The organism is Pseudomonas sp. NPDC089408 (genome assembly GCF_044749445.1).
Taxonomy (GTDB): Bacteria; Pseudomonadota; Gammaproteobacteria; order Pseudomonadales; family Pseudomonadaceae; genus Aquipseudomonas.
The window spans coordinates 20,758-46,787 of sequence record NZ_JBIVHY010000028.1; the positions used below are offsets into that span (position 1 = coordinate 20,758).

Sequence of the window (26,030 nt, forward strand, 5' to 3'; positions counted from 1 at the left end):
CCAAGGAGAACTACATGCTGATACTCACCCGTAAGGTTGGCGAAAGTATCGTCATCAACGATGACATCAAAGTCACCATTCTGGGCGTCAAAGGGATGCAGGTGAGGATCGGTATCGATGCACCGAAAGATGTACAGGTCCATCGTGAAGAGATCTTCAAGCGTATCCAGGCTGGCAACCCGGCCCCGGAAAAGCACGACGACTCGCACTAAGCCCACCTCTGCCAGGGTGCATGGATGCGCTCGACCGCCTGCCTCAGGTGCTCAGTAACTGACGCACCTTGGCGATCATCTCGTCCATGTCGAACGGCTTGTCGAAAATGGCGGCGAACAGCGCCGGGCATCCTTGGCTGGCCTGTGCGCCGCTCATCAGTATGACCGGCAACTCGCAGAGTGCCGGGTCTTCGCGCATGACGCGCACCAGTTCTTCACCATTGAGCAGCGGCATCATGTAGTCGGTAATCACCAGCTGCACGCGTTTTTCCTTCAGTGCCTCCAGTGCCTTGCTACCGTTGCTGGCCTTTTCTACCAAGTAGCCTTCATCCTCCAGGGCAAACCCGAGGATGTCGGCAATCAAGTACTCGTCATCGACGATCAGGATGGTATTCATTGGCCCACCCGTCAATCGCTCCCCTGCTGCACAGGCGTCCCCGAGAGCACGCCGCAGGCGCCTTCGAATGCCTTGCGCAGGGTAATGCCCTGCGGCCCAATCAGCAGCTCATGCAAGGCCGGGTCATGGTGGCTATCACGCACCTTCAGGATTGACAGCATGCGCCGCAGTTGGGAGTCCAGTTCGACAAAGCGCATCAGCATCAGGTTGTCGACAATGCTCGAAAGGTCCGGCGCCGGGGCGCTGATTTCCGCGCCAAAGATGTCGCGCATTTCCCAGGTCAGCATCACGCTGACATCGCGCGCGCGCAGCTCACCCGCCAACGCTCGGAAAAATGCATTCAACCGTGTCGGCTCGATGGCCAGGCGGCTGAACGCACCAAGGCTGTCGATCAGCACGCGCTTGCTGCCTTGTGCCGCGACCCGTTCGAGCAGCCGCGCGCCAACCTGGTCGAGCAAGCCCTCGGTGGTGGGCTGCCAGCACAGTTGCAGGCTACCGGCCTGCTCCATCGCGGCAAAGTCGTAACCCAGCGAAGCCGCCTTGTTGCGCAGGCGTTCCGGGGTTTCGTAAAAACCGAAATGCAAGCCTGGCGCCTGCGGGGTGCTGGCCCCCAGAAACGCCAGGCCCAAGGATGTCTTGCCAATCCCTGAAGGGCCAATCAACAGGCTGACCGAACCTGTAGCCAGGCCACCACTCAGCATTTCATCGAACGTTGGCACACCACTGCTGATACGCGCCAAGCTGCCGCTGCCCATCTGGCTGGGGTGGCTGAACAACGATTCCACACGCGGGTAGACGTGCATCCCGGCTGCGTCGATGAGGCATTCGTGGCGTCCCGACAACGCCGCACTGCCACGTGTCTTGCGCAGCTGGATATGGCGGACGGCGCGGCTGCCAACCAGTTGCTCGCCCAGCTCGATAACGCCGTCGACCATGGTGTGCTCCGGGCTGCCTTCATCCAGCCGGGCACTGGTCAGCAGCAGCACGGTACAGCCGGCGAAGGCCGCGTGGCCTTGCAGTTCGGAGACGAATTTCTTGGTATCCAGCGTGGTTTCCGCACGCACGCGGGCATTGAGCACGCCGTCGACAATCAACAGGCTGGCCTGCTGCCGGGCGATTTCCTGGCGCAGCAGCCGCACCACGGCATCCAGCCCCTCCTGCTCAAGGGTGTCGAATGCACTGACGAACTGGATCTGATCACCCACCAGCGCCGGGTCGAAGAACTCCAGGGTGGACAGGTACTGGAACAGTCGCTCATGCGACTCACTCAGCAGGGTCGCCACCAGCACTCGCCCGCCTGCACGCACATGGCCGCAGGCCAATTGGTTGGCGAGGATGGTCTTGCCGGCACCCGGCGGGCCCTGAATGATGTAGGAGGCACCCGCCACCAGGCCGCCCCTGAGCAAGGCGTCGAGCCCATCAATCCCCGTCACCAGCCGCCTGAGTGCTTGTACCATGATATTTACCTGTCGAGTGGGCTGTGCGCCTGGTCCTGATACATTGGCAAGTAAAGCTGCATGCAAGTTCCTCGACCCGCTTCGCTTTCAACACAAATAGCGCCACGGCTTTGCTTGGCAAAGCCGTACACCTGGCTAAGGCCCAGGCCGGTGCCCTTGCCGAAAGCCTTGGTGGTGAAAAACGGCTCGAAGATACGCGGTAATACTTCGGCGGCTATACCTTCACCGTTATCTTCGACCTTGAAACGCACAAAGCTGCCCTGCAAGCCTTCAATATCACCGTCCAGCTCGACCACATCGACCACCAGGCCGATCCGGCCATGCTCCGCGATGGCGTCGCGGGCATTGAACAATAGGTTGAGCAAGACCATCTGCAACTGTCCGGCATCCACCTCGATCAGCGGCAGGTCCGGTTGCAGCTGGACTTCCAGCACGACCGAACTGGGCAGCGCATGCTCCAGCAGGCCGCGGGTAGCGGTAACCAGGTCGGCCGGGGCAACGCTGCCTACATCGAGCTTGCGGTGGCGGGCGAAGCTGAGCAGTTGCTGGGTCAATTCGGTGCCACGTTGCCCGGCTTCAAGGATGTGCTGCAGCATGCGCTGGACGCGCGCTGGGTCCTGGGTGCTCAGCGCCAGACGCGCCGAGCTGATGATGATGGTCAGCATATTGTTGAAGTCGTGCGCCAGGCCACCGGTCAACTGGCCGAGCGCCTCAAGCTTCTGCGCCTGGAACAACTGGGCGCGCACGGCATCGAGTTGCAGCGCCGATTCGCGGCGATCGGTGATGTCGCGGGTCACCTTGGCCAGGCCGACGATCTGGCCCTGGTCGTCGCGGATCACATCCAGCGCCGCCAAGGCCCAAAACTGCGTGCCATCCTTGCGCACCCGCCAGCCTTCGTCCTGCGCCACACCCTGCTCCAGCGCCTGGCGCAACAGGCGCTCGGGGCGGCCGTCAGCGCAGTCCTGAGGGGTGAAGAACAGTGAAAAATGCTGGCCGATCACTTCATCGGCACGGTAACCCTTGATCCGTTGCGCGCCAGCGTTCCACGACACCACATGGCCAGTGGGGTCAAGCATGTAGATGGCGTAGTCCACCACCGACTGAACCAATTGTTCATAGCGGTGGGCGGGCATGACGGGATGATCGAGACAGTCAGCTGAAACCATGCAAACTCCACCGCTACTGCAGGAGGGACGAAATGAGCGTAGCGTACCCATCCATGAGCAAGCGTGCGACAACGAGCGGTCAGTTTTCCGGCTCGACCAGCACCGGGCTGATACGCCGCGGCACGGCCACCTTCAGCAACCACACGCCGACCAGCATGATCACGCCACCGCCGGCTAGCGCCATAAGGCGCTGCTGCTGCGAGTGCTCGGCATCAAAGCCCAGCAGCAGCAGGTAACCGCCCAGGCTGATGAGGCTAATGTAGAGAAATGCCCCCAACACAACCACCTGCAGGAACAGCAGCCGCCAGAATAACCGTGGGCGCACGACACGTTCCTTAGCTCGGGACTGAGTCATCGCTGAACACTCTTGGATCCAACAAACAGGCAACAGTGGCGTAATGACAGCAAGGTGTCAATTGCCCACTTGATCGACCCTTCATTCTGTTGATCATAGGTGCTGGAGTTGACTCAACTATAACAATGGGTTATAAAGCCCGCTTGATTGCGAAGCCCTTCTGCTTAGAAGCGAGCTGGTCGTTGCGACCCCTTCAAGCGTGCGAGTGTGGTGGAATTGGTATACACAGCAGACTTAAAATCTGTCGGCGTGAGCCTTGCGGGTTCGAGTCCCGCCACTCGCACCAAACTTCTCTGAAAGGCGCCCTTGCGGCGCCTTTTTGCTGCCTTGCGGCAATGTCTTGCGCAGCTGCTAAAGTGGAGCGTGTACCCGTCCACTGGAACGCCGCCATGCGCTACTCCCTGTTCGATGGTCAACGCGACATCATTATCCTGCTTGCTCGCGTGCTGCTGATGATTCTGTTCGTCTTGTCTGGCTGGGCCAAGCTGACCGGCTTTGATGGCACGGTTGGCTACATGGCGTCGCTGGGTGCCCCTGCCCCGATGCTGGCAGCAGCGATTGCCGTGCTGATGGAGTTCGTCGTCGGCATCCTGCTGATTCTTGGTTTCTACACCCGGCCGCTGGCGTTTCTGTTCGCGCTGTTCGTACTGGGCACAGCGCTGCTCGGCCACCCGTTCTGGAACATGGTGGACCCCGAGCGCAGTGCCAACATGACCCAGTTCCTGAAGAACATGGCCATTATGGGCGGCTTGCTGCTCCTGGCAGTGAGCGGCCCGGGGCGCTTCTCGGTGGACGGGCGCTGAGTCAGTCGTCGCAGTCATCGAACCAGGCTGGGTGATCAGGCTCCCCTTCGTCGAGGTCATCCAGCGTTTCTTCGTCCTCCTCCACGTCATCCTCGGCGCCTTGGGCATCCGCCTCGGGCTCCATGCCGTCATAGAGAAATTCGTGGTCAAGCAGGTGATCGTGCTCGGGTTCGTGCAGGTCGTCTTCGTCGCGCATGCTGGCTCCTGGGGGTGATGGCAGGCCTGTATAGGCTTATCAGGATGCCGGGTCAATGCGTTATCGCTTAATGCTGGGTTAATGGGTCGGGTCCAGTCTGCAGGCTCTCCCTTCAAACGTTGTTTGCCCGCCTTCCTGGCGGGCTTTTTTTGCCTGCTTTTTTATATGCCGGGCGCTTGTCGCAACATTTTTATCGCCTGTGAGATCGAGCGCCGCCCGCGCGGCGCTGGATCTACACCCACCTTAATTCCCAAGACATGCACTCGAAGCCTCACATCACCCCCAACTGTGCATCATTAGGCGGCTGGACTTGCGCCACCCATGACAACCTGGTGACCTCAGCTTCACGAAATGCCGACATACCTATGGGCACACTGACCCTGCTCCGTACGTTCTTGCAGCCCGCCGCATCCTTGCCGCGGGCTTTTCTTTTTGCCACCGGTTTCTGTCAGGTGCTTTAGCCGCGTCGCCTGCTTCGCGGGCAAGCCCGCTCCCACGCGGTGGACGCGCTCCTTGTAGGAGCGGCTTCAGCCGCGAACACCGGCTACGCCGGTGCCATCCACCGCGCTCCCCATACAAAGCCCTGCAAAAAGCAACCACAAGCTCCCATGACCTGAAGCAGTTTCCCCCACCCCGGCAAGGTCTATGCTAACCCTGCGATAACCCAAGCTCACTCGGATAGACACGGAGGCTCTTATGAAAGCTGCTGTTGTTGCACCAGGCCGTCGCGTGGACGTTGTAGAGAAAACCCTGCGCCCCCTCGAACACGGCGAAGCGCTGCTGAAGATGCAATGTTGTGGCGTATGCCACACCGACCTGCACGTGAAAAATGGCGACTTCGGTGACAAGACCGGCGTTGTCCTGGGCCACGAAGGCATCGGCGTGGTTCAGGAAATCGGCCCCGGCGTCACCTCGCTCAAACCGGGTGACCGCGCCAGCGTTGCCTGGTTCTATCAGGGCTGCGGGCATTGCGAATACTGCACCAGCGGCAACGAAACCCTGTGCCGCGAGGTGAAAAACTCCGGCTATACCGTCGACGGCGGCATGGCCGAGGCCTGCATCGTCAAGGCCGACTATTCGGTCAAGGTACCCGACGGCCTCGACTCCGCTGCGGCCAGCAGCGTCACCTGCGCCGGTGTCACCACCTACAAGGCGGTGAAAATCTCCAACATTCGTCCCGGCCAGTGGATTGCCATCTACGGCCTTGGCGGCCTGGGCAACCTGGCCCTGCAATATGCCAAGAACGTGTTCAACGCCAAAGTGATCGCCATTGACGTCAACGAAGAGCAACTGCGCTTCGCCAGTGAGATGGGCGCCGACCTGGTCGTCAACTCGCGCACTGAAGACGCTGCAAAGGTCATTCAGGAAAAAACCGGTGGTGCGCACGCGGCCGTTGTAACTGCCGTGGCCAAAGCAGCGTTCAACTCCGCCGTAGATGCCCTGCGCGCGGGCGGCCGACTGGTTGCGGTCGGCCTGCCATCGGAAGCGATGAACCTGAACATCCCGCGCCTGGTGCTGGACGGCATCGAAGTGATCGGCTCGCTGGTCGGCACGCGTCAAGACCTGCAGGAGGCTTTCCAGTTTGCCGCTGAAGGCAAGGTGGTGCCCAAAGTTACCCTGCGCCCGATCGAAGATATCAACCAGATCTTCGACGAGATGCTGGAGGGCAAGATCAAAGGGCGGATGGTGATCCAGTTCGAAGGTTGATAGCCTGAAGGCAGATCATTTCGCACAACGCCAGAGCCCGCAGATGATGCGGGCTTTTTGCCTTCTCAAACGTCAAGGAACAGACCATGAACGTCGACTGGCACGCAGGCCCCATTACCCGCGCTACGCCGCTGGACAAGCACTACCGCAACACCCAGAAGGTTCGTCAGTTTCTGCTCAGCGAGTGCGGAGCGGCATTCAAGTTCGACCGCGCCTTCATGGCATGGATCAAGAGCGGCACGCCGTCGACCATGGGCGACGTTGCGGATGAATGGGTGCATATGCACCGGTGACCACCCGCATCGGGCATCAACTGGCAGGTTTGCTCGGCATTGCGGACGCGATCGGCAGCCGCCTTTGCAAGAATCTTGTCCAACGATTCAACCATGCTGGAATAATCCATTCCCTGACTCCTTCGTTGGCGGGTTTCACTTACGTTTAACGATAGCTGGTAAAGGTTTCAGAACTGCTTGAGGAAATGCCCTGGTACAAAACCACGCCCTCCTACCTGATGATGACCAATCACCGGACTTGGGGTTCAAAGAAAAGCCTCGCGCTTTTCGTGTGCAGGGCTTTGAATGTACATGGCGATTTCTTTCAGGAGAGAGACATGACGATTCGCAGCCTGACCAGAATCCTTCCACCGGACCCAGGCAACGCGGGCTCTATTCGGAAAAAACCGCGTCGCAAGCGGGCTCCAAGCTTGCGAAGGACCCCGATGTCCTTGCCGAAGTCGGGCGCCGCTTGAAGCAAAAGCAGGCTTCCAGCTCTGAGGTTAAACCCTCTCGAAAAGTTAAAGCCGAACAGCCCCAGGAGCAGCACGCTGATGAGCTGTCGTTAGCCATGAGCGATTGCGGCGAGCATCCCAGCGTCTACTACCTTGGCCGGGAATGCCGCCGCAACGGTGGCGGCAAGATGGCCAACACATTCGCCTATCACACGTTCCACGGCGCCTAGTTCTTAGCCGGCTGGAACGACATGGACCTTGAGATTGAGCAGAAAATCCGAAGCGCTCTGCAAAGAACAAGGCGGCGTGAGCAGTTCAACCTACCGCCCAGCGGATTGAAGGAGGTGCCGTGTGGCGATGTCTCAGCAGGCCCGCGACGAGAAGCGCCGCGCCAAGGCCGAGCGCCTGCAGGAAGAAGACCTGCGCTTGAAGGTTCGACCAGGGACTAAGCAGGCCCTGCTGGAGCTGATGGAATGGGCCGGGATAGAGGAACAGGGTGAGGCGCTGACGCTGATGATTCATCACATCGAAGCGCTCGGGCATCACGCGCTGTTCAGGATTGCGCGCCACGAAATCGAAGCTCACCGGAATGTGGCGCGGACTGAGCCGCTGAGGCTGTCGGCCGGAAAGCGAAACGGCCAGCACCTGCGCGCCATCTGCGGCTGGGCTGACGCTACCTACAGCCAGATGATTGAGGCGCTGATCCACGGTATCCACGCCCTGGGCAGCCTGCACGCGGGGAAGTTTCTCACCCCGCCGCGGCACGAGATCAGCATCTCGCCTCGCCTTGCTCTGGCCTTCGACCGGAAGAGCATGCTGATGATTCAGCAGGACCCCGGGGACGAAGTTATCACCCCTTGCTGAGGCTGGTAATAGTCAGAACCTCGGCGTCAGCATTGCTGATTTCGCGAATGGCGTTATCAACATGAGGATGCTCAACTCGCCGAAGGATGTTGTTGCCCAGCAGCAAGACAGTGGCTTTATCAATGATCGCCTTTTCATCGAAGCCCTCATGTTTGACTGCGCCGATCACGGCCACAAGTGCTTACTCAAGCGCAATTTCACGATCTGTTGCCATTTCCACTCCTTGAGCCGGCCCCATGCCAGTCACCCGTAATACCCTATCACGACTCCAATTTCCACTATTTGAGCAGCCGTCTCGAAGGGAAGCTCTTACCAATTCCATCCAATACGAAATGCCGCATGTCAGCCGGCCGCCCTAACTACACTCAGCCAATTCATTAGAAAAAACTTCCGACATACCCTCCCTATAGAATTTTTTTATGCTTTCGATTGTCAAAAAATCATTCTGGGACATCGCCACAGATAAAGCCACAAGTCGGTCTATTGCGTAGGCACTAGTTTCTTTCTGAGTCAGCGCCGCTTTCATTAGCCCTGGCTTAAGTTCTCTCCGAGAGATATTCACTACCTCATTATATCTACCGATATTGGCCTCCGCCCTAGCTAATTTATTTTCAAAAAGAAGAATATGCCTATCTATCATTTGCAGCCCAAAGTCCCTATATCGCTCTATACGATCCGTATAAGAGTCCATGGCCGCCTCGTGAATCTGGGCCTGCTGAACATCGAAGGCTTTCTGCTGCAATTCCTGCACAGTTTTAAATTCTGAGCGCTGCGTTACTAACAGGTCACGCTGCAAGGAAACTGTCCTCAACACTGCCAACAATGTTATGAACGACACCAACGGTCCAAAAAGCCCGCCTATATAACTTCCAAACGCAGACCAATCGCTCTGATTTTTTGATAATTGCCATCCAAAAACATCGACATAGCAATACACTGCGGCGACAGCACATGAAAGCAACACTAAGGGAGTCGCATTTATCAAATCATGCCTGAAGTAACTTTTTCTAGATCCTGCGCTCCCACCGTCCATAACCATCCTTATTACACGTTTTCGCTCTGATCTCACATATCTACCCCAGCCGAAACCAAATTGCCACCATGCCGCATCCGGCCACGGAGGACGGCGCATGCATGGAAAAGTGCCTTAGCAAGGGGACTTCAACCGCCTTCGGTGATCCTTGGTTTGCCCTTCACTGCGTCTGATGTCGCGGAGTAAAACTCGCACTCGAATCTATAAGGAATCATGGCACCGAAGCCATTCATAAACTCTCCCCTTCCACTCAATGTGGTAGGTGATATTTCGACCATGCCAAGCAATACTGCTTTAGATGGATAACGAAAATTCCTCTTTACTTCGTTGAAACAGGAGTTGTTTCGAGACTCGGCAAGCGCCTCAGACTTCTGTTTCGACTGGAACCAGCTGGCAAATCCTACACCACCCAAGGCTAAAACTGCCGTTCCTAGTACTGCAATCAGGGTGCCTTTACTTTGGGTCTTACTCATCACCGAACATCCTTGATAGAGGCACCAACCAACATCGGCCATTGCTGGCAGTAGGCTATCGAAATTTTGCCTCCTCTCCAAGCGCCATTACCTGACGCGTTGCTCTTAAAATAGACCGCCAACTCCGGCCACGGAGGGCGGCGCATGCACGGAGAAAGCCATGAGCTATTTCTACAAGACCGAATCCCCAAATGTCCTGGCCGCCGTGCGCGCCTGGGACGAGAAGAAAGCGGCCTGGAATGCCCAGGGCGAGGAGCTGGGCCATGCCTTCGGCGCTGCCGCGTCGACGATGTACAACGGCTCCCGCTACTACATCGGCGGCATCAAGCTCAGCGCCAGCCGCGACCTGGATGTGCATTGGTGCCGGCCCGACGAATACGGCTACCGCTCGCTGCGCCGGGCGCCCAAGCATTCCAAGGGCACGGACAAAGAAGTGCGCGCGGCCGAGAAGGCTGAGCACCAGCATCTGGAAGACCTTTGGAAAGCACACTGCCCTGACGCTATTGACCGGGACGAAATGTGGGAGGCCATCGGTGTCGAACGCGGCGGCATCTGGCTCAGCGGCGGGGTGTGCTTCACCTACGGCGATATCGTGTACCTGAACCTGGGCAGCAAGGCCGCTGACGGCGATGTCGACGGCCTGGTTGAGATCGTAAGCAGCGAGTACGAAACAGCCCGCCACCGTGTGCTCAATGCGCGGAAGCCGCTTGAGCAAGGAGCGCGGAAAGCCGCTTGAGCAAGGAGCGCGGAATGAGCCAGCAATTTTACTTACAGGACAGCCGCAGCAATACGGGTGACGGCCTCATGTTCTGGGCCCTGGGCGGCGGCTACACCACCAACCTCGACAAGGCCGAGCTCTTCACACAAGAGCAGGCCAGTGGCCACCGGGAAACAGACATTCCCTGGCCAAAAGATTACGTCGATGCCCGCGCACATCTCGGAGTCGACCACCAGTACATCAGCCTGGAGGAAGCCCGCGACCAGCTGAGCCCGGGATGCGCCGTAGTACTGCAGATCCCAGGTCACTGGAACGGGAACGACATTGCCCTGGCCAGATGGCCAATAGGCCACACCTTCCGGTTCGACAAAGCACACCAACTCACGCTTGAGGCTGCCGAAGCGATCGGCAACACGCCAGAGGAGGCAGTGATCTGGCCAGTGGCTTACCTTGAGGCCAAGGCCCGGCGCCTGGTGCACAAGCGGGACGTAGATATCAAAGAGGCCCTGACGGGCACCGGCATTGTGCTGGCCAAGGTAAAGCGAAGGGCTCCGGCAAGCATCCAGAACTGTGGAGGCTGCGGTCGATTTGTGCCTTCGCCATCCTACGAAGACTGCCGCCACTGCGATCACGACAATCGCCCGTGACCCTCCGGCGCTGCCCGCCAGCGCCAACGGGCATATGAAAACGCCGCCCTTGTCGGCGGCGTTAAGAACTGCAGTGGATCAGGGCTTGAACCCTTGGTCCTTGCTCCGGTCTGGCGGCGTTATTTCCCAGAGCTTTTCGCTGGCCTCTTGCTGCTCCTTCGCCTTCTTTTCGGCCTCGGATTCGAAGCAGCCGCTCAGCGACAGCGCAGTAACGGCAACGAGCATGGCGCCAATGACGGTGCGTTTCATAAGGATCCTTCCTGTGAAATGGTCGGGCGTTATATCAAAGATCAACGCCTCCCGCAAAACGTGGCGCCGTGCCATCAGCCAGCGCCTTCTCCTCTCAAACGATAACGCCCTGATGAGTTTGGAAGGCAATAGCAGTAATCAACCACATCACTTGGGGATTTCCTTAACAGAAGCCTTGATGCTGTTGTTGATCCAGTTCACTGAATCCAGCTTCAACCTATACCTTTTTCCATCCGCATCAAACTCCCAACTCTCGCCGGCACCTACACCATCTACTTTAATCTGCTGACGACCAGGCAAGTTGACGACACCATTTGCCTTGTAATTAGATTCAACATTTGAAATGCCAATTACGGCACCAGTCTTAGGATCTTCAAAAGACTCTCCTTTCGAAAAGCCTTTTGAGAAGCTGTATGTTGTTTCATCGAGGGGGTTTTCTTGGGCTCCAGCCTCTCTCGCCCGAAGAAGTGCTTCGTCCCGCTCCTTTTCGAGCTGCTGGATTCTAGCTTCTAAAGCAGGGAAAGCTTTGGGAGCACTGGTCAACCACGACAAATACCGCTCATTCTGAGCCTTCAAATTTGCAACATCACTCTCAAGTGCAGAGACCTTCGCCTTGTGCGTCTCTGCGATAGTTACGGCACTTTTGGTCTCAGCCTCACATAGGTTTATTCTTTTTTCGTCAAGAACAAACCTCGAAACGCCCCATGCTGTAGCTGCAACAAGCAGCGTATACACTAAAACACTTTTAGTCTGGTTACTCTCAAACCAATTTTTTTCAGAAGACATCAAGAAAGTCCTTTTAACCCGACAGTACCGGGACGCCCGCAGCGCCAAAACTCGGGCAAACCGGGAGATCGCCTTGCTCTCGCACGTTTTCACCATGGCCATGGAATGGGGGTTTGCCGAGCGAAACCCATGCCTGGCAGTTCGCCGCAACAAAGAGAAGGTACGCGACTTCTACGCGGCCGACGAGATCTGGGATGCGGTGTATGCCGAAGGCGACCAGGGCCTCAAGGATGCCATGGACCTGGCGTACCTGGCCGGACAGCGCCCTGCGGACACCTTGAAATTCAGCACCGTCGACCTGGACGAAGACTACCTGTGGGTCGACCAGAACAAGACCGAGAAGAAGTTGCGCATCCGGCGGCACGTCAACGGCGAACTCACTGGCCTTGGCCTGTTCATCGAAGCGCTTCTGGAACGGCGAAAGCTGCAGGGTGTGCGTAACTCACGCCTCATCACCAACGACTCAGGCTTGCGCATGAGCTGGGAAATGCTGAGGAACCGCTTCAGCGAAGCGCGTAACAGGGCTGCGCGGAAGCTGACTGCCGATGGCAACACAGACCTGGCAATCAAAGTTCGGCAGTTCCAGTTCCGCGATATCCGACCGAAGGCGGCGTCGGAAATTGACGACATCAGCCACGCCAGCCGGCTGCTTGGGCACTCCAAGGAGGAAATCACCAAGCGCGTTTACCGCCGCGTCGGCGAGGTGGTCAGCCCGACCAAGTAAAGGCTGATGCGGAAACGATGCCTCAGGATGCGGAAACAATCCGGTTTTCCTGCGCGCAAAGAAAAACCCCGCAGACGTTAATCTGCGGGGCTTTCGAATGGTGGAGGCCGAGGTCGGAATCGAACCGGCGTAGACGGATTTGCAATCCGGAGCATAACCACTTTGCTACTCGGCCTCAAAGTTCGGATCTAGCTGCTTGCGCTTTGCTATCTCCTTGAAACGCTGAACCTTTTTCAAGGTTTGCTGCGTTTCGATGGGCGCCATTATGTCTTCATTCTTTTAACCTTGCAACCCCCTGAACGAAAAAAAATTCCAACGGGTTCAACGTGTTAGCGCAGGCGACCGAGTTTACTCCACAAACCCACCACCGTGTTCTCTACCGCGCCACTGGCGGCTACGCCGATGCGCTCCTGCAGGCTCTTGCGCTCGGCATAGTGCAGGTGGAACAGGTTGGCATTGCGCGCACGCTCGCTCAGGTACTCGTCGCTGGTCTGCAGTTCGTCGACCAGCTTGCGGTTGAGCGCCGCCACACCTAGCCAGACTTCACCGGTAGCCACTTCGTCGATGTGCAACTGTGGGCGATAGCGGGCGACGAAGTCCTTGAACAGCTGGTGAGTGATGTCCAGGTCTTCCTGGAACTTCTCCCGGCCCTTCTCGGTATTTTCGCCAAACACGGTCAAGGTGCGCTTGTATTCGCCGGCGGTCAGCACTTCAAAGTCGATATCGTGCTTCTTCAGCAAGCGGTTGACGTTGGGTAGCTGGGCCACCACGCCGATCGAGCCCAGCACGGCGAACGGCGCGCTGACGATCTTCTCGCCGATACAGGCCATCATGTAACCACCGCTGGCCGCTACCTTGTCGATGCACACCGTCAGCGGAATGCCCGCCTGGCGAATACGCGCCAGCTGCGAGGCGGCCAGGCCGTAGCTGTGCACCAGGCCACCGCCGCTTTCCAGGCGCAGTACCACTTCGTCACGGGGGGTGGCGAGGGTCAGCAGCGCGGTGATTTCGTTGCGCAGGCTTTCGGTAGCCGAGGCCTTGATGTCGCCATCGAAGTCCAGCACGAACACCCGCCCCTTCTCTTCAGCCTTGCCCTTGCCCTTCTTCTGCTGCTTTTCGGTTTTGGCCTGCTGCTTGCGCAGGGCCTTGAGCTGGGCTTTGTCGAGCAGGCCGGATTCCAGGCGCTCGCGCAGGTCTTTGTAGAACTCGTTCAGGCGGGTGACCTGCAATTGCCCACCCGATTTGCGCCGCCCTTTGCCTCGCAGCCCGGCAATGGCCGAAAGCACCACCAGGATGGCGATAACCAGGGTGGCGGTTTTGGCGAGAAAGCTTGCGTATTCGGCAAGAAACTCCACGTTGACTCCTTAAATGCCTGCGCCACTACGGCGCGTATCTGTTGCAAGCATACCGTTGCGTCTGGCGTGCTGCCAGCCGGTGCAAACGCTGGCAACATCTTTCAAACAACCTTTTCAAACGCTTGTATGTTTTTCCGTTGACAGCCCGTGTGCCGCATCCTAACCTCGCAGCAACCTCCAACAGGCCGGAACCTTTCGTGGGCAACCTCTACCTGATCCGACATGGCCAAGCCTCCTTCGGTGCCGATGACTACGACGTCCTCTCGCCCGTGGGTGTGCGCCAGAGCCAGGCGCTGGGTGAGCACCTGGCTCAGCTCGGTGTCCGGCTGGACCGTTGCGTGGCCGGCGACTTGCGCCGCCAACAGGATACCGCGCGCCTGGCGTTACAGGCACTGCAGGCCAATGGCAGTGCAGTGCCGGCTGTTGAGACCGATGCGGCGTTCAATGAGTTCGATGCCGACGGCGTGATCCGTGCCCTGTTGCCTGGCCTGTTGCCGCAAGAACCCGATGCGCTGCAGGTACTGCGCAACCCCGCGCAGCACCGCAGCGAGTTCCAGCGCCTGTTCGCGCTGATGGTGCAGCGCTGGCACGATGGCGAGCATGCCGATGACGGCCTGGAAACCTGGCAGGCCTTTACTACCCGCGTGTACGGAGGCCTGCAGCGCGTGCTGGATGCCGCCGGCAGCGGCGACAATGTCGCCATTTTCACCTCGGGCGGTACTATTGCCGCCCTGCTCCACCTGGTTACCCGTATTACCCCCGGTCAGGCGTTCGCGCTGAACTGGCAGATCATCAACACGTCGTTCAGCCAGCTGAAGTTCCGCGGCCGCGACGTGGCACTGGCATCCTTCAACAGCCAAGCCCATGTGCAGCTGTTGAGGGCGCCGGAGCTCATCACCTACCGTTGAGCCCGGCCTGTTGTGTCCCTGCGGACGCGAATATCACTTAACAAGGAAAACACCATGAGCGATGTAGCTAAAGCCGTCGAAGCGATGAAAGCAAAATTCAACCCAGCGGCTGCTGAAGGTCTGGACCTGGTGTTCGGCTTCAACATCACCGACGAAGACAAGCAATATGCGCTGATCGTCAAAGATGGCACCTGCGACATCCAGGAAGGTGAAAACCCGGATGCCAACTGCACCCTGGTGCTGGACAGCGAAACCCTGAAGGGTATCGTCAGTGGCGAAACCGACGGCATGCAGGCCTTCATGGGCGGCAAGCTGCGCGTTGAAGGCGACATGATGCTGTCGATGAAGCTCAGCGAGCTGTTCCCGTCCTGAGGGCTGGGAAAGCCGGATGTTCGAAAAACCGAAGCCTGAGCGGCTTCGGTTTTTTTTTGCCTGTTTCAGACCTGCGCCGACTCTCTGTAGGAGCGGCCTTGTGTCGCGATCGGGGTGCGAAGCGGCCCCAGAAATTGCGCATCATGCAAGATTGCCGGGGCCGCGTTGCGGCCCTATCGCGACACAAGGCCGCTCCTACAACGAGATGCGAACAGCCTGTTTGGCATGCCCTATCAAGCCAGTTGATCGTGCAGCAACACCCTCACCTATAAGGTACCAGGCACGCTTGTTCCAACCTGGGTAGGCCATTAGATTAGCCAATAGTCCTTGCGATCGAGAATAAGGAAAACGCATGACGCTCACCGATCAGTCCACCCAGGTACGCCCCGGCGAAGAACTCGACGCGGCCGTCATCGACCCCTACCTCAAGGCCACCATCCCCGGCCTGGACGGTTTGCCGAGCATCAGCCAGTTCCCTGGCGGGGCTTCCAACCTCACCTACCTGGTCAGCTACCCGGACCGCGATTTCGTGCTACGCCGGCCGCCGTTCGGCCAGAAGGCCAAGTCGGCCCACGACATGGGCCGCGAGTTTCGCATTCTCAACCAGTTGAACAGTGGCTTCCCCTACTGCCCCAAAGCCTACGCGCACTGCACCGACAGCAGCCTGATCGGCGGCGAGTTCTATGTGATGGAGCGGGTCAAGGGCATCATCCTGCGCTCGGACATCCCGGCTGAACTGAGCCTGGACGCTGAACGTACCCAAGCCCTGTGCAAAAGTTTCATCGATCGCCTGGTCGAGCTGCACCAGGTGGACTACAACGCCTGCGGCCTGGTCGACCTGGGCAAGCCGGAGGGCTACGTGCAGCGCCAGGTCGCGGGTTGGACCAGCCGCTATGAAAAAGCCCTGACCCCGGACGCACCGCGCTGGGAGAAGGTAACCGCCTGGCTGCACGAGAAAATGCCCGCCGACCACCCGCAGCCCGGCATCGTGCACAACGACTACCGCTTCGACAACGTGATTCTCGACGCCGACAACCCCATGCGCATCATCGGCGTACTGGACTGGGAAATGGCCACCTTGGGTGACCCGCTGATGGACCTGGGCAACAGCCTGGCCTACTGGATCGAAGCCGACGACCCGGCGCCGGTGCAACTGATGCGCCGCCAGCCGAGCAATGCCCCGGGTATGCTCAGCCGCCGTCAGTTCGTCGACTACTACGCCGAGCGCGCGGGCATTCGCCTGGACAACTTCGATTACTACTATTGCTATGGCCTGTTCCGCTTGGCCGGCATCGTCCAGCAAATCTACTACCGCTATTACCACGGCCAGACTCAGGACAAGCGTTTCGCCCAGTTCATCCACATGAACCGCTTGCTGGAGCAGATGACCCTGCAGGTCATTGCCAAGTCCAGCCTCTGAGCATTGCCCACGACGACGGATAACAAGGAAAACAGCATGTCCAAGACCCACCTGTTCGACCTCGACGGCAAGATCGCCTTCGTTTCCGGCGCCAGCCGTGGCATCGGCGAGGCCATCGCCCATTTGCTGGCGCAACAAGGCGCCCATGTGATCGTTTCCAGCCGCAAGCTTGACGGTTGCCAGCAGGTAGCAGACGCCATCATCGCGGCCGGCGGCAAAGCCACGGCGGTGGCCTGCCACATTGGTGAGCTGGAGCAGATCCAGCAGGTGTTCGCCGGCATCCGTGAACAATTCGGGCGCCTGGACGTATTGGTCAACAATGCCGCCACCAACCCGCAGTTCTGCAACGTGCTGGACACCGACCCGGGGGCCTTCCAGAAGACTGTCGACGTAAACATCCGGGGTTACTTCTTCATGTCGGTGGAAGCCGGCAAGCTGATGCGCGAGCATGGTGGCGGCAGCATCATCAATGTGGCGTCGATCAACGGTGTATCACCCGGGCTGTTCCAGGGCATCTATTCGGTGACCAAGGCCGCAGTCATCAACATGACCAAAGTGTTCGCCAAGGAATGCGCCCAGTTTGGTATCCGCTGCAACGCGCTGTTGCCGGGCCTGACCGACACGAAGTTCGCCTCGGCACTGGTGAAGAACGACGCCATCCTCAACGCCGCCCTGCAGCAGATTCCGCTCAAGCGCGTGGCCGACCCCAAGGAAATGGCCGGCGCGGTGCTGTACCTGGCCAGCGATGCCTCCAGCTACACCACCGGCACCGCGCTCAATGTCGACGGCGGCTTCCTGTCCTGATCAGGCCTTGACCGCCACCAGGGTGTAGCTCAGGGGCAGGCGCGCGGGCTGTTCGCGCAGGCGATACTCACCGTCGTCGCCCTTGGCCATCTGCCCTGGCAGCGCCTCCCAGGGGATGCTCTGGTGTTCGACCAGCGCGGTCAGCTGCAGGCCGTGGGCCAACAAGGCACTGATCACCTCGCCCAGGCCGTGGTTCCACTCATGGGTTTCGGTGTGGGCCAGGCGCTGATCGGTTTCGACGTAGGTCTGGTCGTTGTGCCATACCGTCGGCTGTTCATGCTCGAAATACGGGTACTCGAGCTGCAGGCGGTCTTCATGGTCCTCGTTGACGGCCATCAGCATCGGGTGACCGTCGCGCAGGAACAACCGCCCGCCCGGTTTCAGCAGGGCCGCGACAGTACGCGCCCAAGGCTCGATACGGGGTAGCCAGCAGAGTGCGCCAATGCCGGTGTAGACCAGGTCGAAAGTGCCTGCCGGCAGCACCTGGTCAGCGGCGTAGACGTCGGACTCGACATACTCGATAGGTGCAGCGCAACGCTCGGCCAGCGCCCGCGCTTGGGCCAGTGAAGCGGCGGAATAGTCCAGCCCGCAGACCTTGGCGCCGAGGCGTGCAAGCGAGAGGGTGTCGGTGCCGATGTGGCACTGCAAATGAACGGTGCTGAGCCCGTCGATACTGCCAAGCAATGGCAGGTCGAAGCGCACGGTTTCGGAAAGGTGAGCGCGGTTGCGGACCAGTTGCTCGACTTCGTAGTCCTTGGATGCAGCGTGCAGCGGAGCGCGTTCATCCCAGCTGGCACGGTTGAGTTGCAGGGAGCGGTCCATGCTGTCGTCCTTGTAGGGTAAGCGGCTGATGCTAGCCCTTGCCGCGCCCCTCACGACAGCACTACCTTGCTAAAAATTGTAAGCTCACGCGATCTCTGTGGGAGCCGGCTTGCCGGCGATGAGGCCAGCACTGACAACAACAAGGCAGTTACAGGCAGGTAGCGGCCGCCGCCCGGCGCTGCAGCGCCACGCCATCGTTCTTCTGCGCGTAGTAATCCACCCGCGTACCGCCCGCCTGCGGATACACATCCACAAACGACTCAGCCTCACGGGTATACACCGTCAACCCACCCTGCTTGCGCGGCTCAAGATACCCACTGGCGTCGTCGCCAAACACCTTCTCTTCCTGCCAGCTGAACTGGATGCACTGGGCCACCAGCTCGGGTGCCTTCTGCGAGTCGAGCTGCGCCGTCGGCTTGCCACCGCGTGCATTTTCCATGGTCGCAGAAGCACAACCGACCAGCATCAGCGCCGCGGCCATCGGCAGAATCGCACGCATGTTCCATCCTCAGGGTATTGAAAGAGGGCGACTCTAGCACTAGCGAGCATCGCGAGTGAATTGTCATGCACCCTTCACTGTCGCAGTTAAAGCATGACGCCACTAGGAGACCGCCATGAAACTGCACTATCTGCTTTTCGCTGCCCTGCCCTGCCTACCGCTGGCTGCGACCGCAGCGCCTTCTGCTGAAGAAAGCGTCACCGCACCGGAAACCCACAACCGTGAATTGAAGAAAGGCGACAAGGCCCCGGACCAGTACAAGCGAGAAGACGAAGCGATCAAGGACTGGCAAGCCAAAGGCCTGCCCGCGCCTGAGAAAGAAAGCCACTGGGTGCGCATGGGTGATCACTACGTGTTGGTGCAGGTCACCAATGGCGTGGTGCTGGCAATTCAGCCGGCGCACTGACCACCCCGCCTTTATCCGCGGGCTGCGCGCACTCGTCTAGCGCAGCCCTGGCACCGCGCCGTCTGACCAGACGCGCGGTTTTTTTTGCCCGCCAGGAAACCAAATGGATCGAATCCAGTCTCAGGTAGTGCGCCGTAAACCTATGCGGATCAAGGACCTACCTTTTGATGACCCGTCTTGCAAGCCTTACGCTGGTTGCTGTTGTCCTGCTGACCGCAGGTTGCCATAGCCATCGCTACCATGACGACGACGATGGCTGGCGTAACCGCGACCGTGACCATCGCCACCACCATCGGCACGACCGTGACGATGATGACGATCGTCAATACCGCGGTGACCGATACTACCGCTGAAGCGTCTTTTCTGCCTGACCCGCCGCCCGTTGCGCGGCACCTTAACCCGATGATTTCTTTGAGGTTCGTATCATGCGTCTGACTCTGCCTTCCCTTGCCCTCGGCCTGCTGCTGTGCCAGGGCGCTTTCGCCGGTGACGGTACTGCCGCCATTGGCGGTGGCCTGGGTGGTGTCCTGGGTAACGTTGTTGGTCAACAGCTCGGCGGCAAGACCGGCGCAGCCATTGGTGCTGGCGTTGGCGGCGCGGCCGGCAGTGCGGTCGGTGCACGCAAGGGCAACCGTACCGAGGCCGCCATCGGCGGTGGCCTGGGCTCGGCCGGCGGCTCGCTGCTAGGCGGCGCAGTAGGCGGCAAGACCGGCTCGACCGTAGGTGCCGGCCTGGGCGGCGCGGCCGGTGGTGCCTTGGGCAACCACCTGGGCGACGACAACCGCGGTAGCAAGAAGCACCGCCGTCACCGTCACTGATTCGGTGACCTGAGGGCCGCTATGCGGCCCTTTTTGTTGCAGCACATCAACACCCCCTTCACCACAAGCTGGCACACTGGCTGCTACTGTCTATCGTGCCCCTGTGTGAAGGAACACCCCCTCCCCATGAACCAAGAGCTGCTCTGGGTCCTCGGCCTGCTGGCCATTGTCGTCGTGCTGTTCGTCATCAACCGCCCACGCATGGACGTGGTCGCGCTGCTGGTGATTCTTGCCCTGCCGCTACTCGGCATCCTCACCGTGGAGCAGGCCATGGCCGGTTTCAGCGACCCTAACGTGGTGTTGATCGCCGCCCTGTTCGTGATCGGCGAGGGCCTGGTGCGCACCGGCATTGCCTACCGCATCGGGGAATGGATGAGCGAGCGCGCCGGCAACAGCGAGGCACGCCTGCTGGTGCTGTTGATGGTGTCGGTGGCCGGGCTGGGTTCGATCATGAGCTCTACCGGCGTGGTGGCCATTTTCATCCCGGTGGTACTGAGCATCGCCGCGCGCCTGCAACTGTCCCCCAGCCGCCTGATGATGCCATTGGCCTTCGCCGGCCTGATCAGCGGCATGCTCAGCCTGGTCGCCACTCCGCCCAACGTGGTGGTGCACAGTGAGCTGGTGCGCCATGGCCTCGCCGGCTTCAGCTTTTTCAGTTTCACCCCGTTCGGCCTGGTAGTACTGGTACTGGGCATCGGCTACATGCTGCTGACCCGCAAGTGGCTCAACGGCGAAGTGCGCAAGGACGGCCGCGTGGAGAGCCGCCGCACCCTGCTGGACCTGGTGCTCGACTACAAGCTCAATGGCCGCGAACGGCGCCTGCGCATCCGCCCTCAATCCCCCCTGATCGGCCACACCCTTGGCGAGCTGGAGCTGCGTACCCGTCACGGCGCCAACGTGATCGGCATCGAGCGCCAGCACAAGTTCACCACCCGGGTGATCACGGCCGACTCCAGCACCGTGCTGCATCAGGGCGATGTGCTGCTGCTCGACCTGTTCGCCAACCGCGACGACCTGCGCAACCTGTGCCAGACCATGCAACTGGAACCGCTGCACTTCAAGGCCGCCTATTTCATCGATCAGTCCCAGGAGCTGGGCATGGCCGAGGTGTCTCTGCCACCGGGCTCGCAGCTGATCGGCAAGAGCATCCTCGAACTGGCTTTCCGTACCCGCTACGACCTCAACGTGGTCGGCCTGCGCCGCGAGCAGGCGGCCATCGAAGAGCAGCTGGTGGAAGAAAAACTGCGCCTGGGTGACACCCTGCTGGTGGTCGGCCCGTGGAAGGCGGTGCGCCTGTTGCAAAGCAAACCCAAGGACTTTCTGGTACTGAGCCTGCCAGCAGAAATTGACCAGGTGGCCCCAGCCCGTACCCGCGCGCCGCAGGCACTGCTCAGCCTGGCGGTGATGGTCGGGCTGATGGTCAGCGGCGTGGTGCCCAATGTCATCGCGGCACTGATCGGTTGCCTGCTGATGGGCGCAGGCCGTTGCATCGACATGAACAGCGCCTACCGGGCCATCCACTGGCAAAGCCTGGTGCTGATCGTCGGCATGCTGCCATTTGCCCAGGCCCTGCAGAAAACCGGCGGCATCGACCTGGCAGTGGGTGGGCTGGTCAGTGTGCTGGGGGGGGCCGGCCCCATTGCCATGCTTGCCTGCCTGTTCGCCGTAACGGCAGTGATCGGCTTGTTCATCTCCAACACCGCGACTGCCGTGCTGATGGCGCCCGTGGCGGTCAGCACAGCAACGCAACTGGGCATGTCACCCTACCCGTTCGCCATGACCGTGGCGCTGGCGGCTTCGGCAGCATTCATGACGCCGGTGTCATCCCCCGTCAACACGCTGGTACTGGGGCCGGGACAATACCGCTTCGCCGACTTCGTCAAGGTGGGTGTGCCGTTCACGCTGCTGGTGATGCTGGTGACAGTTTTGATGGTGCCATGGTTCTTCGGCCTGTAGTGCCTTTCGCCATCAGTAAAGGCATATTTGCATTATCTCGACCGATCGCGGCAGATTGACATCAACTATCCTGACGAAACACACTGTTTGCCATTGCCCCAGGTGCTTCAAGGCGTTGTCCTGGATTTCGTTTCCGCTTGCCGGTCGAGCCCATGGTTTTTCCAGCCCAATCGCGCTTGTTGCCTTATGTTGCGCTGCTTTGCCTGACCTTCGGCCTCACCCTGGGCGGCATCCTGGCACGCCCGATCGAGTCGTTGTCGTTGTTCTGGCCGGTGAATGCGGTACTGGCGGGCATTTTGCTGCGCTACCCTCGCCAGGCCACGCTGGCCGGCTTCAGCCTGGTATGGCTGGCCATGGTCGGTGCCGACCTGCTATGCGGCAGCGCCTGGGTACCGGCACTGTGGTTCAACTTGTGCAACCTGGGTGTGGTGGTGACCCTCTGGCAATTGCTGTCACGCTTGCCGCGGATTCACCGCCGCATGCGCACCCCACACGGCGTGCTCAGCGTGTTCGCGGCCGGTGCCGCCGGCGCCATGGTTGCGGCCAGCATGGCGTCGGTCATGGCCGCGCCGTGGTTCGAACAGTCCCTGGGGGCTACCTGGCTGGCCTGGTTCAGCGAACAGTTTTCGACCAGCGTGCTGGTAATGCCGGTGCTGCTCACAGCACCCTCGGTGCGGGCCCTGGTACGCGGTGGGGCCCAGCCCATCCGCATGGCGCCACTGTTGGTGCTGCTGGCCTCGCTGGCGCTCAGCATCGCATTCGGTGGCCCCGGCGCGATTGCCTTCCCCATTGCCGCCTTGCTCTGGTGTGCCTGGACCTACTCACCGTTCATGGTGTCGCTGCTGACACTCACCGCCGGCAGCACCCTGATCGTGGCCGTGGCACAAAACCTTATGCACTTTATCGTGCCGCAAAGCGAACCCGGGGTGACCACACTGATGTCGGCCCGCCTGGGCATCGCCATGCTGGTGCTAGGGCCGCTTGTAGTGGCCTGCGTCAGCCAGGCCAACCGTAGCCTTATGGCCCGCCTGGCGCACCAGGCCACCATCGACCACCTCACCGGCGCGCTCACCCGCAGCGCCTTTACCCGCCGCGCCAATGCACTGCTGGACAGCCGCCAGCAGCACGCGCAGGCGCTGCCACTGACCTTGATGATGCTGGACATCGACCATTTCAAATTGATCAACGATGCCCATGGCCACGCGGTCGGCGATCAGGTGTTGCGCCAGTTCGCCAGCACCCTGCAAGACCAGTTGCACAACAATGAACTGTTCGCACGACTGGGCGGCGAAGAGTTCGTTGTAGTCCTCGCGGGCCTGGCGCCGGAGCGGGCCAAGTTCACCGCCGAACGCCTGCGCCGCGCCGTGCAGGACCTGCATGTGGTACAGGCTGACCAGCGCCTGCAGATTACCGTGAGTATCGGCGTGGCTGGCTGCGACGCCGACATGCCGGTGCCCAGCCTGGACGTATTGCTGGCCAGTGCCGACCAGGCGCTGTACCGGGCCAAGGCCCAGGGTCGCAACCGCGTCGAGCAGGCCGAGCCACAACGCCGGGCGATGAGCTAGCTGGCCAGCAAGTCCCACGACAGCTTGGCGATCAGCACGCACAACAGCACCAGGAACAGCCCGCGAACGAAACCGGCCCCCTTGCGTACCGCCAGCCAGGTGCCAGTCAGTGCCCCGAGGATGTTGCACACCGCCATGGGCAAGGCAATGGCGTACAGCACGTTGCCGGTCGGCACGAAGAACACCAAGGCCGCCAGGTTGGTGGCAATGTTCACCACCTTGGCCGAAGCCGAAGCATGCAGGAAGTCCAGGGCAAAGAAGCGGATGAACAGGAAGATGAGGAAGCTGCCGGTACCCGGGCCGAACAAGCCATCGTAAAAGCCGATCGCGCCGCCGATCAGCACTGCCAGGCACTGCTCCTTGCGGCCGATCTGCGCAGGCTTGTGCAAGGTGCCGAAGTCCTTCTTGCAGAAGGTGTAGACAGCCATCAGCACAATCAGCACCAGCACTGCCGGGCGCATCACACTGGGCGGCACCAGCGACACCGTGGCGGCGCCGGCAAATGACATGACAAAGGCGCTGAGCGCCGCCGGCACGATCAAGCCCCAATCCAGGGTCACCTTGCGAATGAACGAACGCGCCGCAAAGGCCGTGCCGCACACCGACGCCAGTTTGTTGCTGCCAAGCAATGCCGCCGGTTGCGCCGTGGGCAGCACGTTGAACAGCGCCGGGATCTGGATCAGGCCGCCTCCCCCAACGGCGGCGTCGATCAGGCCAGCGGCAAAGGCGAACACAGAAAGTACAGCAATATCCATCATGACGCGGTTCCAGGCAGTGAAGACGCCTGCAAGGCTAATCAAACTGACACGCTTGTGTTGAAATGCCATATTGCAAAAACTGCAACGAGGAACAGGCAATGGCATTGGACATGCTGCGGGAAATACAGGCGTTCGTCAGCGTGGCGCACAAGCGCAGCTTTGTCGCCGCCGCCCGCGCGCTGGGGCGCTCGCCTAGCGCAGTAACCCGCGCGGTACAAACGCTGGAGGACAATACAGGGAGCAAACTGCTTAACCGCAACGCCAGCGCCGTGACCCTGACCGAAGCGGGCGAACGCTTGCTGCCCCACGCCGAACGCTTGCTGGATGTGCAACGCGATGCTGCCGACGAACTGGCCGCACTCAGCGGTAGCGCACAAGGCTGGATTCGCTTTGCCGTGCCACAACTGCTCGCTGAACATGTACTGCCGCAAGTGCTTACGGCGTTTTCCCGTTGCCACCCCCAAGTGACGCTAGACGTGCAGTACAGCGACGAAGCCGTGGACCCGCTGCAAGGCAAACTCGATTTCGTGGTGCGCGGCGCCTTCCCGCAATCAAGCGAGCTGATCGGCTACCCGCTGTGGCCCTACCGGCGCTACCTGTATGCCAGCCCGGCCTACCTGGCGCAGGCGGGCATACCCCAGCACCCGGAAGACCTTGAAGGGCACACGCTGATCCTGCACACCGCGCCCCGCATCCTCAAAGCCTGGCACTTCTGCCGCGACGGGCAGATCACCAGCCTGCGCCCCAGGCCCGGGCTGCGCCTGGGCTCGGGCGCTGCGGTGTACCACTGCACCCTGGCCGGGGCCGGTATCGCCCGCTTGGCAGCCTGGGTCGGCGACCCACAGGTCAAGGCCGGGCGCCTGGTGCGGGTATGCCCACAATACCGCCTGACCTCCAGCAGCGGCCAGGACCCGCAGATGCATGCCGTGTACGCTGCAGGCGAACTGCCGGCGCGGGTACGTGACTTGCTGGCAGCCCTGCGCCGCGCCGGTATGGCCCATTGCAACAACCCTTGAAACGGCTGTTCAATTTCTGCTCAATTTAACAGAGCCCGCTATAGGCTTGGCTTGCAGCACTTTATCCACAGACCTACCCACGTTTTTTGTGGACAGAATTCCCAGCGCAAAGAACAACTTATCGCAAAAGCAGGACTGCCGTATTGGCAAGCCTGCCCCACTCGAAAGGCCGGCCCGAACGAACGGCGGCGGCAGACTACACGAGGCTTTTGCACTTGAGAATGACTTGCAGCAAGCAATGGTCCAGCGGTGCAAGGCGGGGAAAAACTGGCTATTTGCCAAGCAATTGGGCCCGTCGTTGAAGTAGACGGGCCGCGAGGGAAAAATGCAGTTGAACTCAGCTTGGCGGAATGGTGCCAAGAAGACCGATCAGAATCGTCAGCAGCAGAAAACCACCCAGGAACAGCGACAGCTTGCCCATTGGAACCTCTACAGTTGTGATACGGGAATGGGCATATTGTCGGACTTGAGCTGATACGGTTACAGATTCAGGTTGGTGGAAAAAAAGCATATCAGATTGAAACGCACGCATCGGTTCCTTGTTCGCCGAACCTTTAGCATCGCCTGTGAGACCGAGCGCCGCCCGCGCGGCGCTTCGCGGCACAAGGCCGCTCCCACAGTCTGTTTCGGGCCAATCACTCCTGTGATTTCACCGCTGACCGCCTTGTTTGTTCCATTCGATATCGGCTGCGTCTGCGCTCGTCATCAATTTCCAGCCATTGCACCCAGGGTGCGCGCGCCAAAGGCATAGGCATGATTGGCCCGAAACAGACTGTGGGAGCGGCCTTGTGCCGCGAAGCGCCGCGCGGGCGGCGCT

Annotated in this window: 33 protein-coding genes, 2 tRNA genes and 1 pseudogene; 20 read left to right on the plus strand and 16 right to left on the minus strand. The window is 60.2% G+C overall.

Translation table 11 applies throughout. The features are described from left to right. Window positions 1-14 precede the first annotated feature (14 nt). Window positions 15-212, plus strand: a complete 198-nt coding sequence (gene csrA / locus ACIP02_RS26350; protein ID WP_023381281.1) for a carbon storage regulator CsrA — start codon at window positions 15-17, stop codon at window positions 210-212. 43 nt (window positions 213-255) lie between these two features. Here csrA and ACIP02_RS26355 read toward each other — a convergent pair whose 3' ends face one another. From ACIP02_RS26355 to ACIP02_RS26370, 4 genes are all read right to left on the minus strand, one after another. Further along, entirely contained in the window at window positions 256-609 is a 354-nt protein-coding gene (locus ACIP02_RS26355; protein WP_400622622.1) for a response regulator, read from the minus strand. Between the two features lie 11 nt (window positions 610-620). Next, window positions 621-2,066, minus strand: a complete 1,446-nt coding sequence (locus ACIP02_RS26360; protein WP_400622624.1) for an ATPase domain-containing protein — start codon at window positions 2,064-2,066, stop codon at window positions 621-623. 5 nt (window positions 2,067-2,071) lie between these two features. After that, window positions 2,072-3,232, minus strand: coding sequence for a nitrogen regulation protein NR(II) (locus tag ACIP02_RS26365; RefSeq protein ID WP_400622626.1), 1,161 nt, complete (start codon window positions 3,230-3,232; stop codon window positions 2,072-2,074). 79 nt (window positions 3,233-3,311) lie between these two features. Continuing rightward, a complete protein-coding gene (locus tag ACIP02_RS26370; RefSeq protein WP_400622628.1) occupies window positions 3,312-3,587 on the minus strand; it encodes a hypothetical protein in 276 nt (91 codons plus the stop codon). Window positions 3,588-3,788: 201 nt separating this feature from the next. Here ACIP02_RS26370 and ACIP02_RS26375 point away from each other — a divergent pair. Together ACIP02_RS26375 and ACIP02_RS26380 are read left to right on the plus strand one after the other, a co-directional pair. After that, a tRNA-Leu gene (locus ACIP02_RS26375) sits at window positions 3,789-3,873 on the plus strand. A gap of 103 nt (window positions 3,874-3,976) precedes the next feature. Continuing rightward, window positions 3,977-4,390 carry a DoxX family protein gene (locus tag ACIP02_RS26380; RefSeq protein WP_201207336.1) on the plus strand — a complete coding sequence of 138 codons (414 nt, stop codon included), beginning with the start codon at window positions 3,977-3,979 and terminating at the stop codon, window positions 4,388-4,390. Between the two features lies 1 nt (window position 4,391). Here ACIP02_RS26380 and ACIP02_RS26385 read toward each other — a convergent pair whose 3' ends face one another. Beyond that, window positions 4,392-4,586 carry a hypothetical protein gene (locus ACIP02_RS26385; protein ID WP_400622630.1) on the minus strand — a complete coding sequence of 65 codons (195 nt, stop codon included), beginning with the start codon at window positions 4,584-4,586 and terminating at the stop codon, window positions 4,392-4,394. A 696-nt stretch (window positions 4,587-5,282) separates the two neighbouring features. Between ACIP02_RS26385 and adhP the strand changes: the two genes are divergently transcribed. From adhP to ACIP02_RS26405, 4 genes are all read left to right on the plus strand, one after another. After that, window positions 5,283-6,293: an alcohol dehydrogenase AdhP gene (adhP, locus tag ACIP02_RS26390; protein ID WP_400622632.1), complete on the plus strand. Its 1,011-nt coding sequence runs from the start codon at window positions 5,283-5,285 to the stop codon at window positions 6,291-6,293. An 86-nt stretch (window positions 6,294-6,379) separates the two neighbouring features. Next, entirely contained in the window at window positions 6,380-6,586 is a 207-nt protein-coding gene (locus tag ACIP02_RS26395; RefSeq protein ID WP_400622633.1) for a DUF6434 domain-containing protein, read from the plus strand. Between the two features lie 238 nt (window positions 6,587-6,824). Continuing rightward, window positions 6,825-7,250, plus strand: coding sequence for a hypothetical protein (locus tag ACIP02_RS26400; protein WP_400622635.1), 426 nt, complete (start codon window positions 6,825-6,827; stop codon window positions 7,248-7,250). Window positions 7,251-7,371: 121 nt separating this feature from the next. Continuing rightward, window positions 7,372-7,884, plus strand: coding sequence for a hypothetical protein (locus tag ACIP02_RS26405; RefSeq protein ID WP_400622637.1), 513 nt, complete (start codon window positions 7,372-7,374; stop codon window positions 7,882-7,884). On the opposite strand, the gene ACIP02_RS26410 is transcribed toward ACIP02_RS26405, so the two are convergent. From ACIP02_RS26410 to ACIP02_RS26420, 3 genes are all read right to left on the minus strand, one after another. After that, entirely contained in the window at window positions 7,871-8,059 is a 189-nt protein-coding gene (locus ACIP02_RS26410; protein WP_400622639.1) for a hypothetical protein, read from the minus strand. The two genes, ACIP02_RS26405 and ACIP02_RS26410, sit on opposite strands and share 14 nt — an antisense overlap. 180 nt (window positions 8,060-8,239) lie before the next feature. After that, window positions 8,240-9,016 (minus strand): hypothetical protein, encoded by a 777-nt coding sequence (locus tag ACIP02_RS26415; RefSeq protein WP_400622641.1) that lies wholly within the window; start codon window positions 9,014-9,016, stop codon window positions 8,240-8,242. Between the two features lie 29 nt (window positions 9,017-9,045). Continuing rightward, window positions 9,046-9,390, minus strand: coding sequence for a hypothetical protein (locus ACIP02_RS26420; protein WP_230065043.1), 345 nt, complete (start codon window positions 9,388-9,390; stop codon window positions 9,046-9,048). Between the two features lie 160 nt (window positions 9,391-9,550). Between ACIP02_RS26420 and ACIP02_RS26425 the strand changes: the two genes are divergently transcribed. Both ACIP02_RS26425 and ACIP02_RS26430 read left to right on the plus strand, forming a co-directional pair. Then, the gene (locus ACIP02_RS26425; RefSeq protein WP_400622643.1) at window positions 9,551-10,126 is read left to right on the plus strand and encodes a hypothetical protein; all 576 of its coding nucleotides are present in this window, start codon (window positions 9,551-9,553) and stop codon (window positions 10,124-10,126) included. 14 nt (window positions 10,127-10,140) lie between these two features. Then, on the plus strand, window positions 10,141-10,755 hold the full coding sequence (locus ACIP02_RS26430; protein ID WP_400622645.1) for a hypothetical protein: 615 nt from the start codon (window positions 10,141-10,143) through the stop codon (window positions 10,753-10,755). A 78-nt stretch (window positions 10,756-10,833) separates the two neighbouring features. Here ACIP02_RS26430 and ACIP02_RS26435 read toward each other — a convergent pair whose 3' ends face one another. After that, window positions 10,834-11,004 carry a hypothetical protein gene (locus ACIP02_RS26435; RefSeq protein ID WP_400622647.1) on the minus strand — a complete coding sequence of 57 codons (171 nt, stop codon included), beginning with the start codon at window positions 11,002-11,004 and terminating at the stop codon, window positions 10,834-10,836. Between the two features lie 147 nt (window positions 11,005-11,151). Then, a complete protein-coding gene (locus ACIP02_RS26440) occupies window positions 11,152-11,790 on the minus strand; it encodes a hypothetical protein (protein ID WP_400622693.1) in 639 nt (212 codons plus the stop codon). A 22-nt stretch (window positions 11,791-11,812) separates the two neighbouring features. Here ACIP02_RS26440 and ACIP02_RS26445 point away from each other — a divergent pair. Next, window positions 11,813-12,514, plus strand: a pseudogene (locus ACIP02_RS26445) (tyrosine-type recombinase/integrase); the annotation flags it as partial. Window positions 12,515-12,615: 101 nt separating this feature from the next. Here the strand turns inward: ACIP02_RS26445 and ACIP02_RS26450 are convergent. Next, a tRNA-Cys gene (locus tag ACIP02_RS26450) sits at window positions 12,616-12,689 on the minus strand. Between the two features lie 154 nt (window positions 12,690-12,843). Further along, window positions 12,844-13,869: a protease SohB gene (sohB, locus tag ACIP02_RS26455; RefSeq protein WP_400622649.1), complete on the minus strand. Its 1,026-nt coding sequence runs from the start codon at window positions 13,867-13,869 to the stop codon at window positions 12,844-12,846. Window positions 13,870-14,066: 197 nt separating this feature from the next. Between sohB and ACIP02_RS26460 the strand changes: the two genes are divergently transcribed. The 4 genes from ACIP02_RS26460 (at window position 14,067) to ACIP02_RS26475 (ending at window position 17,373) form a co-directional block, all read left to right on the plus strand. Next, window positions 14,067-14,777, plus strand: coding sequence for a histidine phosphatase family protein (locus ACIP02_RS26460; protein WP_400622651.1), 711 nt, complete (start codon window positions 14,067-14,069; stop codon window positions 14,775-14,777). 54 nt (window positions 14,778-14,831) lie between these two features. Beyond that, complete coding sequence (locus ACIP02_RS26465; RefSeq protein ID WP_254484906.1) at window positions 14,832-15,149, plus strand: SCP2 sterol-binding domain-containing protein; 318 nt, start codon at window positions 14,832-14,834, stop codon at window positions 15,147-15,149. A gap of 352 nt (window positions 15,150-15,501) precedes the next feature. Next, window positions 15,502-16,569, plus strand: a complete 1,068-nt coding sequence (locus ACIP02_RS26470) for a phosphotransferase family protein (RefSeq protein ID WP_400622653.1) — start codon at window positions 15,502-15,504, stop codon at window positions 16,567-16,569. Window positions 16,570-16,605: 36 nt separating this feature from the next. Then, window positions 16,606-17,373: an SDR family oxidoreductase gene (locus tag ACIP02_RS26475; RefSeq protein ID WP_400622655.1), complete on the plus strand. Its 768-nt coding sequence runs from the start codon at window positions 16,606-16,608 to the stop codon at window positions 17,371-17,373. Here the strand turns inward: ACIP02_RS26475 and ACIP02_RS26480 are convergent, their stop codons facing one another. Then, entirely contained in the window at window positions 17,374-18,195 is an 822-nt protein-coding gene (locus ACIP02_RS26480) for a class I SAM-dependent methyltransferase (RefSeq protein ID WP_400622657.1), read from the minus strand. Between the two features lie 148 nt (window positions 18,196-18,343). Next, complete coding sequence (locus tag ACIP02_RS26485) at window positions 18,344-18,694, minus strand: hypothetical protein (protein ID WP_400622659.1); 351 nt, start codon at window positions 18,692-18,694, stop codon at window positions 18,344-18,346. Window positions 18,695-18,809: 115 nt separating this feature from the next. Between ACIP02_RS26485 and ACIP02_RS26490 the strand changes: the two genes are divergently transcribed. From ACIP02_RS26490 to ACIP02_RS26510, 5 genes are all read left to right on the plus strand, one after another. Beyond that, window positions 18,810-19,100, plus strand: a complete 291-nt coding sequence (locus ACIP02_RS26490; protein WP_400622661.1) for an RcnB family protein — start codon at window positions 18,810-18,812, stop codon at window positions 19,098-19,100. Window positions 19,101-19,267: 167 nt separating this feature from the next. After that, entirely contained in the window at window positions 19,268-19,453 is a 186-nt protein-coding gene (locus tag ACIP02_RS26495; protein ID WP_400622663.1) for a hypothetical protein, read from the plus strand. Between the two features lie 72 nt (window positions 19,454-19,525). Further along, window positions 19,526-19,918: a glycine zipper domain-containing protein gene (locus ACIP02_RS26500; RefSeq protein ID WP_016498896.1), complete on the plus strand. Its 393-nt coding sequence runs from the start codon at window positions 19,526-19,528 to the stop codon at window positions 19,916-19,918. Between the two features lie 126 nt (window positions 19,919-20,044). Then, window positions 20,045-21,874: an SLC13 family permease gene (locus ACIP02_RS26505; protein ID WP_400622665.1), complete on the plus strand. Its 1,830-nt coding sequence runs from the start codon at window positions 20,045-20,047 to the stop codon at window positions 21,872-21,874. Window positions 21,875-22,011: 137 nt separating this feature from the next. Next, window positions 22,012-23,439 (plus strand): diguanylate cyclase, encoded by a 1,428-nt coding sequence (locus ACIP02_RS26510; RefSeq protein ID WP_400622667.1) that lies wholly within the window; start codon window positions 22,012-22,014, stop codon window positions 23,437-23,439. Here the strand turns inward: ACIP02_RS26510 and ACIP02_RS26515 are convergent. Continuing rightward, window positions 23,436-24,197: a sulfite exporter TauE/SafE family protein gene (locus tag ACIP02_RS26515; protein ID WP_400622669.1), complete on the minus strand. Its 762-nt coding sequence runs from the start codon at window positions 24,195-24,197 to the stop codon at window positions 23,436-23,438. The genes ACIP02_RS26510 and ACIP02_RS26515 overlap by 4 nt on opposite strands. A 98-nt stretch (window positions 24,198-24,295) precedes the next feature. Between ACIP02_RS26515 and ACIP02_RS26520 the strand changes: the two genes are divergently transcribed. Further along, the gene (locus ACIP02_RS26520; RefSeq protein WP_400622671.1) at window positions 24,296-25,213 is read left to right on the plus strand and encodes a LysR substrate-binding domain-containing protein; all 918 of its coding nucleotides are present in this window, start codon (window positions 24,296-24,298) and stop codon (window positions 25,211-25,213) included. 337 nt (window positions 25,214-25,550) lie between these two features. Here the strand turns inward: ACIP02_RS26520 and ACIP02_RS26525 are convergent, their stop codons facing one another. Then, complete coding sequence (locus ACIP02_RS26525) at window positions 25,551-25,817, minus strand: hypothetical protein (protein ID WP_400622673.1); 267 nt, start codon at window positions 25,815-25,817, stop codon at window positions 25,551-25,553. Between the last annotated feature and the right edge of the window lie 213 nt (window positions 25,818-26,030).

What these genes read in the sequence shown, in the direction of transcription:
- ACIP02_RS26480 (WP_400622657.1), bottom strand. Translation starts at nt 18,195, where the DNA reads ATGGACCGCTCCCTGCAACTCAACCGTGCCAGCTGGGATGAACGCGCT.
- ACIP02_RS26440 (WP_400622693.1), bottom strand. Translation starts at nt 11,790, where the DNA reads ATGTCTTCTGAAAAAAATTGGTTTGAGAGTAACCAGACTAAAAGTGTT.
- ACIP02_RS26490 (WP_400622661.1), top strand. Translation starts at nt 18,810, where the DNA reads ATGAAACTGCACTATCTGCTTTTCGCTGCCCTGCCCTGCCTACCGCTG.
- ACIP02_RS26420 (WP_230065043.1), bottom strand. Translation starts at nt 9,390, where the DNA reads ATGAGTAAGACCCAAAGTAAAGGCACCCTGATTGCAGTACTAGGAACG.
- ACIP02_RS26435 (WP_400622647.1), bottom strand. Translation starts at nt 11,004, where the DNA reads ATGAAACGCACCGTCATTGGCGCCATGCTCGTTGCCGTTACTGCGCTG.
- ACIP02_RS26415 (WP_400622641.1), bottom strand. Translation starts at nt 9,016, where the DNA reads ATGCGCCGTCCTCCGTGGCCGGATGCGGCATGGTGGCAATTTGGTTTC.
- ACIP02_RS26505 (WP_400622665.1), top strand. Translation starts at nt 20,045, where the DNA reads ATGAACCAAGAGCTGCTCTGGGTCCTCGGCCTGCTGGCCATTGTCGTC.
- ACIP02_RS26360 (WP_400622624.1), bottom strand. Translation starts at nt 2,066, where the DNA reads ATGGTACAAGCACTCAGGCGGCTGGTGACGGGGATTGATGGGCTCGAC.
- ACIP02_RS26430 (WP_400622645.1), top strand. Translation starts at nt 10,141, where the DNA reads ATGAGCCAGCAATTTTACTTACAGGACAGCCGCAGCAATACGGGTGAC.
- ACIP02_RS26470 (WP_400622653.1), top strand. Translation starts at nt 15,502, where the DNA reads ATGACGCTCACCGATCAGTCCACCCAGGTACGCCCCGGCGAAGAACTC.
- ACIP02_RS26425 (WP_400622643.1), top strand. Translation starts at nt 9,551, where the DNA reads ATGAGCTATTTCTACAAGACCGAATCCCCAAATGTCCTGGCCGCCGTG.
- csrA (WP_023381281.1), top strand. Translation starts at nt 15, where the DNA reads ATGCTGATACTCACCCGTAAGGTTGGCGAAAGTATCGTCATCAACGAT.
- ACIP02_RS26370 (WP_400622628.1), bottom strand. Translation starts at nt 3,587, where the DNA reads ATGACTCAGTCCCGAGCTAAGGAACGTGTCGTGCGCCCACGGTTATTC.
- ACIP02_RS26500 (WP_016498896.1), top strand. Translation starts at nt 19,526, where the DNA reads ATGCGTCTGACTCTGCCTTCCCTTGCCCTCGGCCTGCTGCTGTGCCAG.
- ACIP02_RS26520 (WP_400622671.1), top strand. Translation starts at nt 24,296, where the DNA reads ATGGCATTGGACATGCTGCGGGAAATACAGGCGTTCGTCAGCGTGGCG.
- ACIP02_RS26485 (WP_400622659.1), bottom strand. Translation starts at nt 18,694, where the DNA reads ATGCGTGCGATTCTGCCGATGGCCGCGGCGCTGATGCTGGTCGGTTGT.
- ACIP02_RS26380 (WP_201207336.1), top strand. Translation starts at nt 3,977, where the DNA reads ATGCGCTACTCCCTGTTCGATGGTCAACGCGACATCATTATCCTGCTT.
- ACIP02_RS26355 (WP_400622622.1), bottom strand. Translation starts at nt 609, where the DNA reads ATGAATACCATCCTGATCGTCGATGACGAGTACTTGATTGCCGACATC.
- ACIP02_RS26385 (WP_400622630.1), bottom strand. Translation starts at nt 4,586, where the DNA reads ATGCGCGACGAAGACGACCTGCACGAACCCGAGCACGATCACCTGCTT.
- ACIP02_RS26495 (WP_400622663.1), top strand. Translation starts at nt 19,268, where the DNA reads ATGACCCGTCTTGCAAGCCTTACGCTGGTTGCTGTTGTCCTGCTGACC.
- adhP (WP_400622632.1), top strand. Translation starts at nt 5,283, where the DNA reads ATGAAAGCTGCTGTTGTTGCACCAGGCCGTCGCGTGGACGTTGTAGAG.
- ACIP02_RS26365 (WP_400622626.1), bottom strand. Translation starts at nt 3,232, where the DNA reads ATGGTTTCAGCTGACTGTCTCGATCATCCCGTCATGCCCGCCCACCGC.
- ACIP02_RS26515 (WP_400622669.1), bottom strand. Translation starts at nt 24,197, where the DNA reads ATGATGGATATTGCTGTACTTTCTGTGTTCGCCTTTGCCGCTGGCCTG.
- ACIP02_RS26475 (WP_400622655.1), top strand. Translation starts at nt 16,606, where the DNA reads ATGTCCAAGACCCACCTGTTCGACCTCGACGGCAAGATCGCCTTCGTT.
- ACIP02_RS26465 (WP_254484906.1), top strand. Translation starts at nt 14,832, where the DNA reads ATGAGCGATGTAGCTAAAGCCGTCGAAGCGATGAAAGCAAAATTCAAC.
- ACIP02_RS26395 (WP_400622633.1), top strand. Translation starts at nt 6,380, where the DNA reads ATGAACGTCGACTGGCACGCAGGCCCCATTACCCGCGCTACGCCGCTG.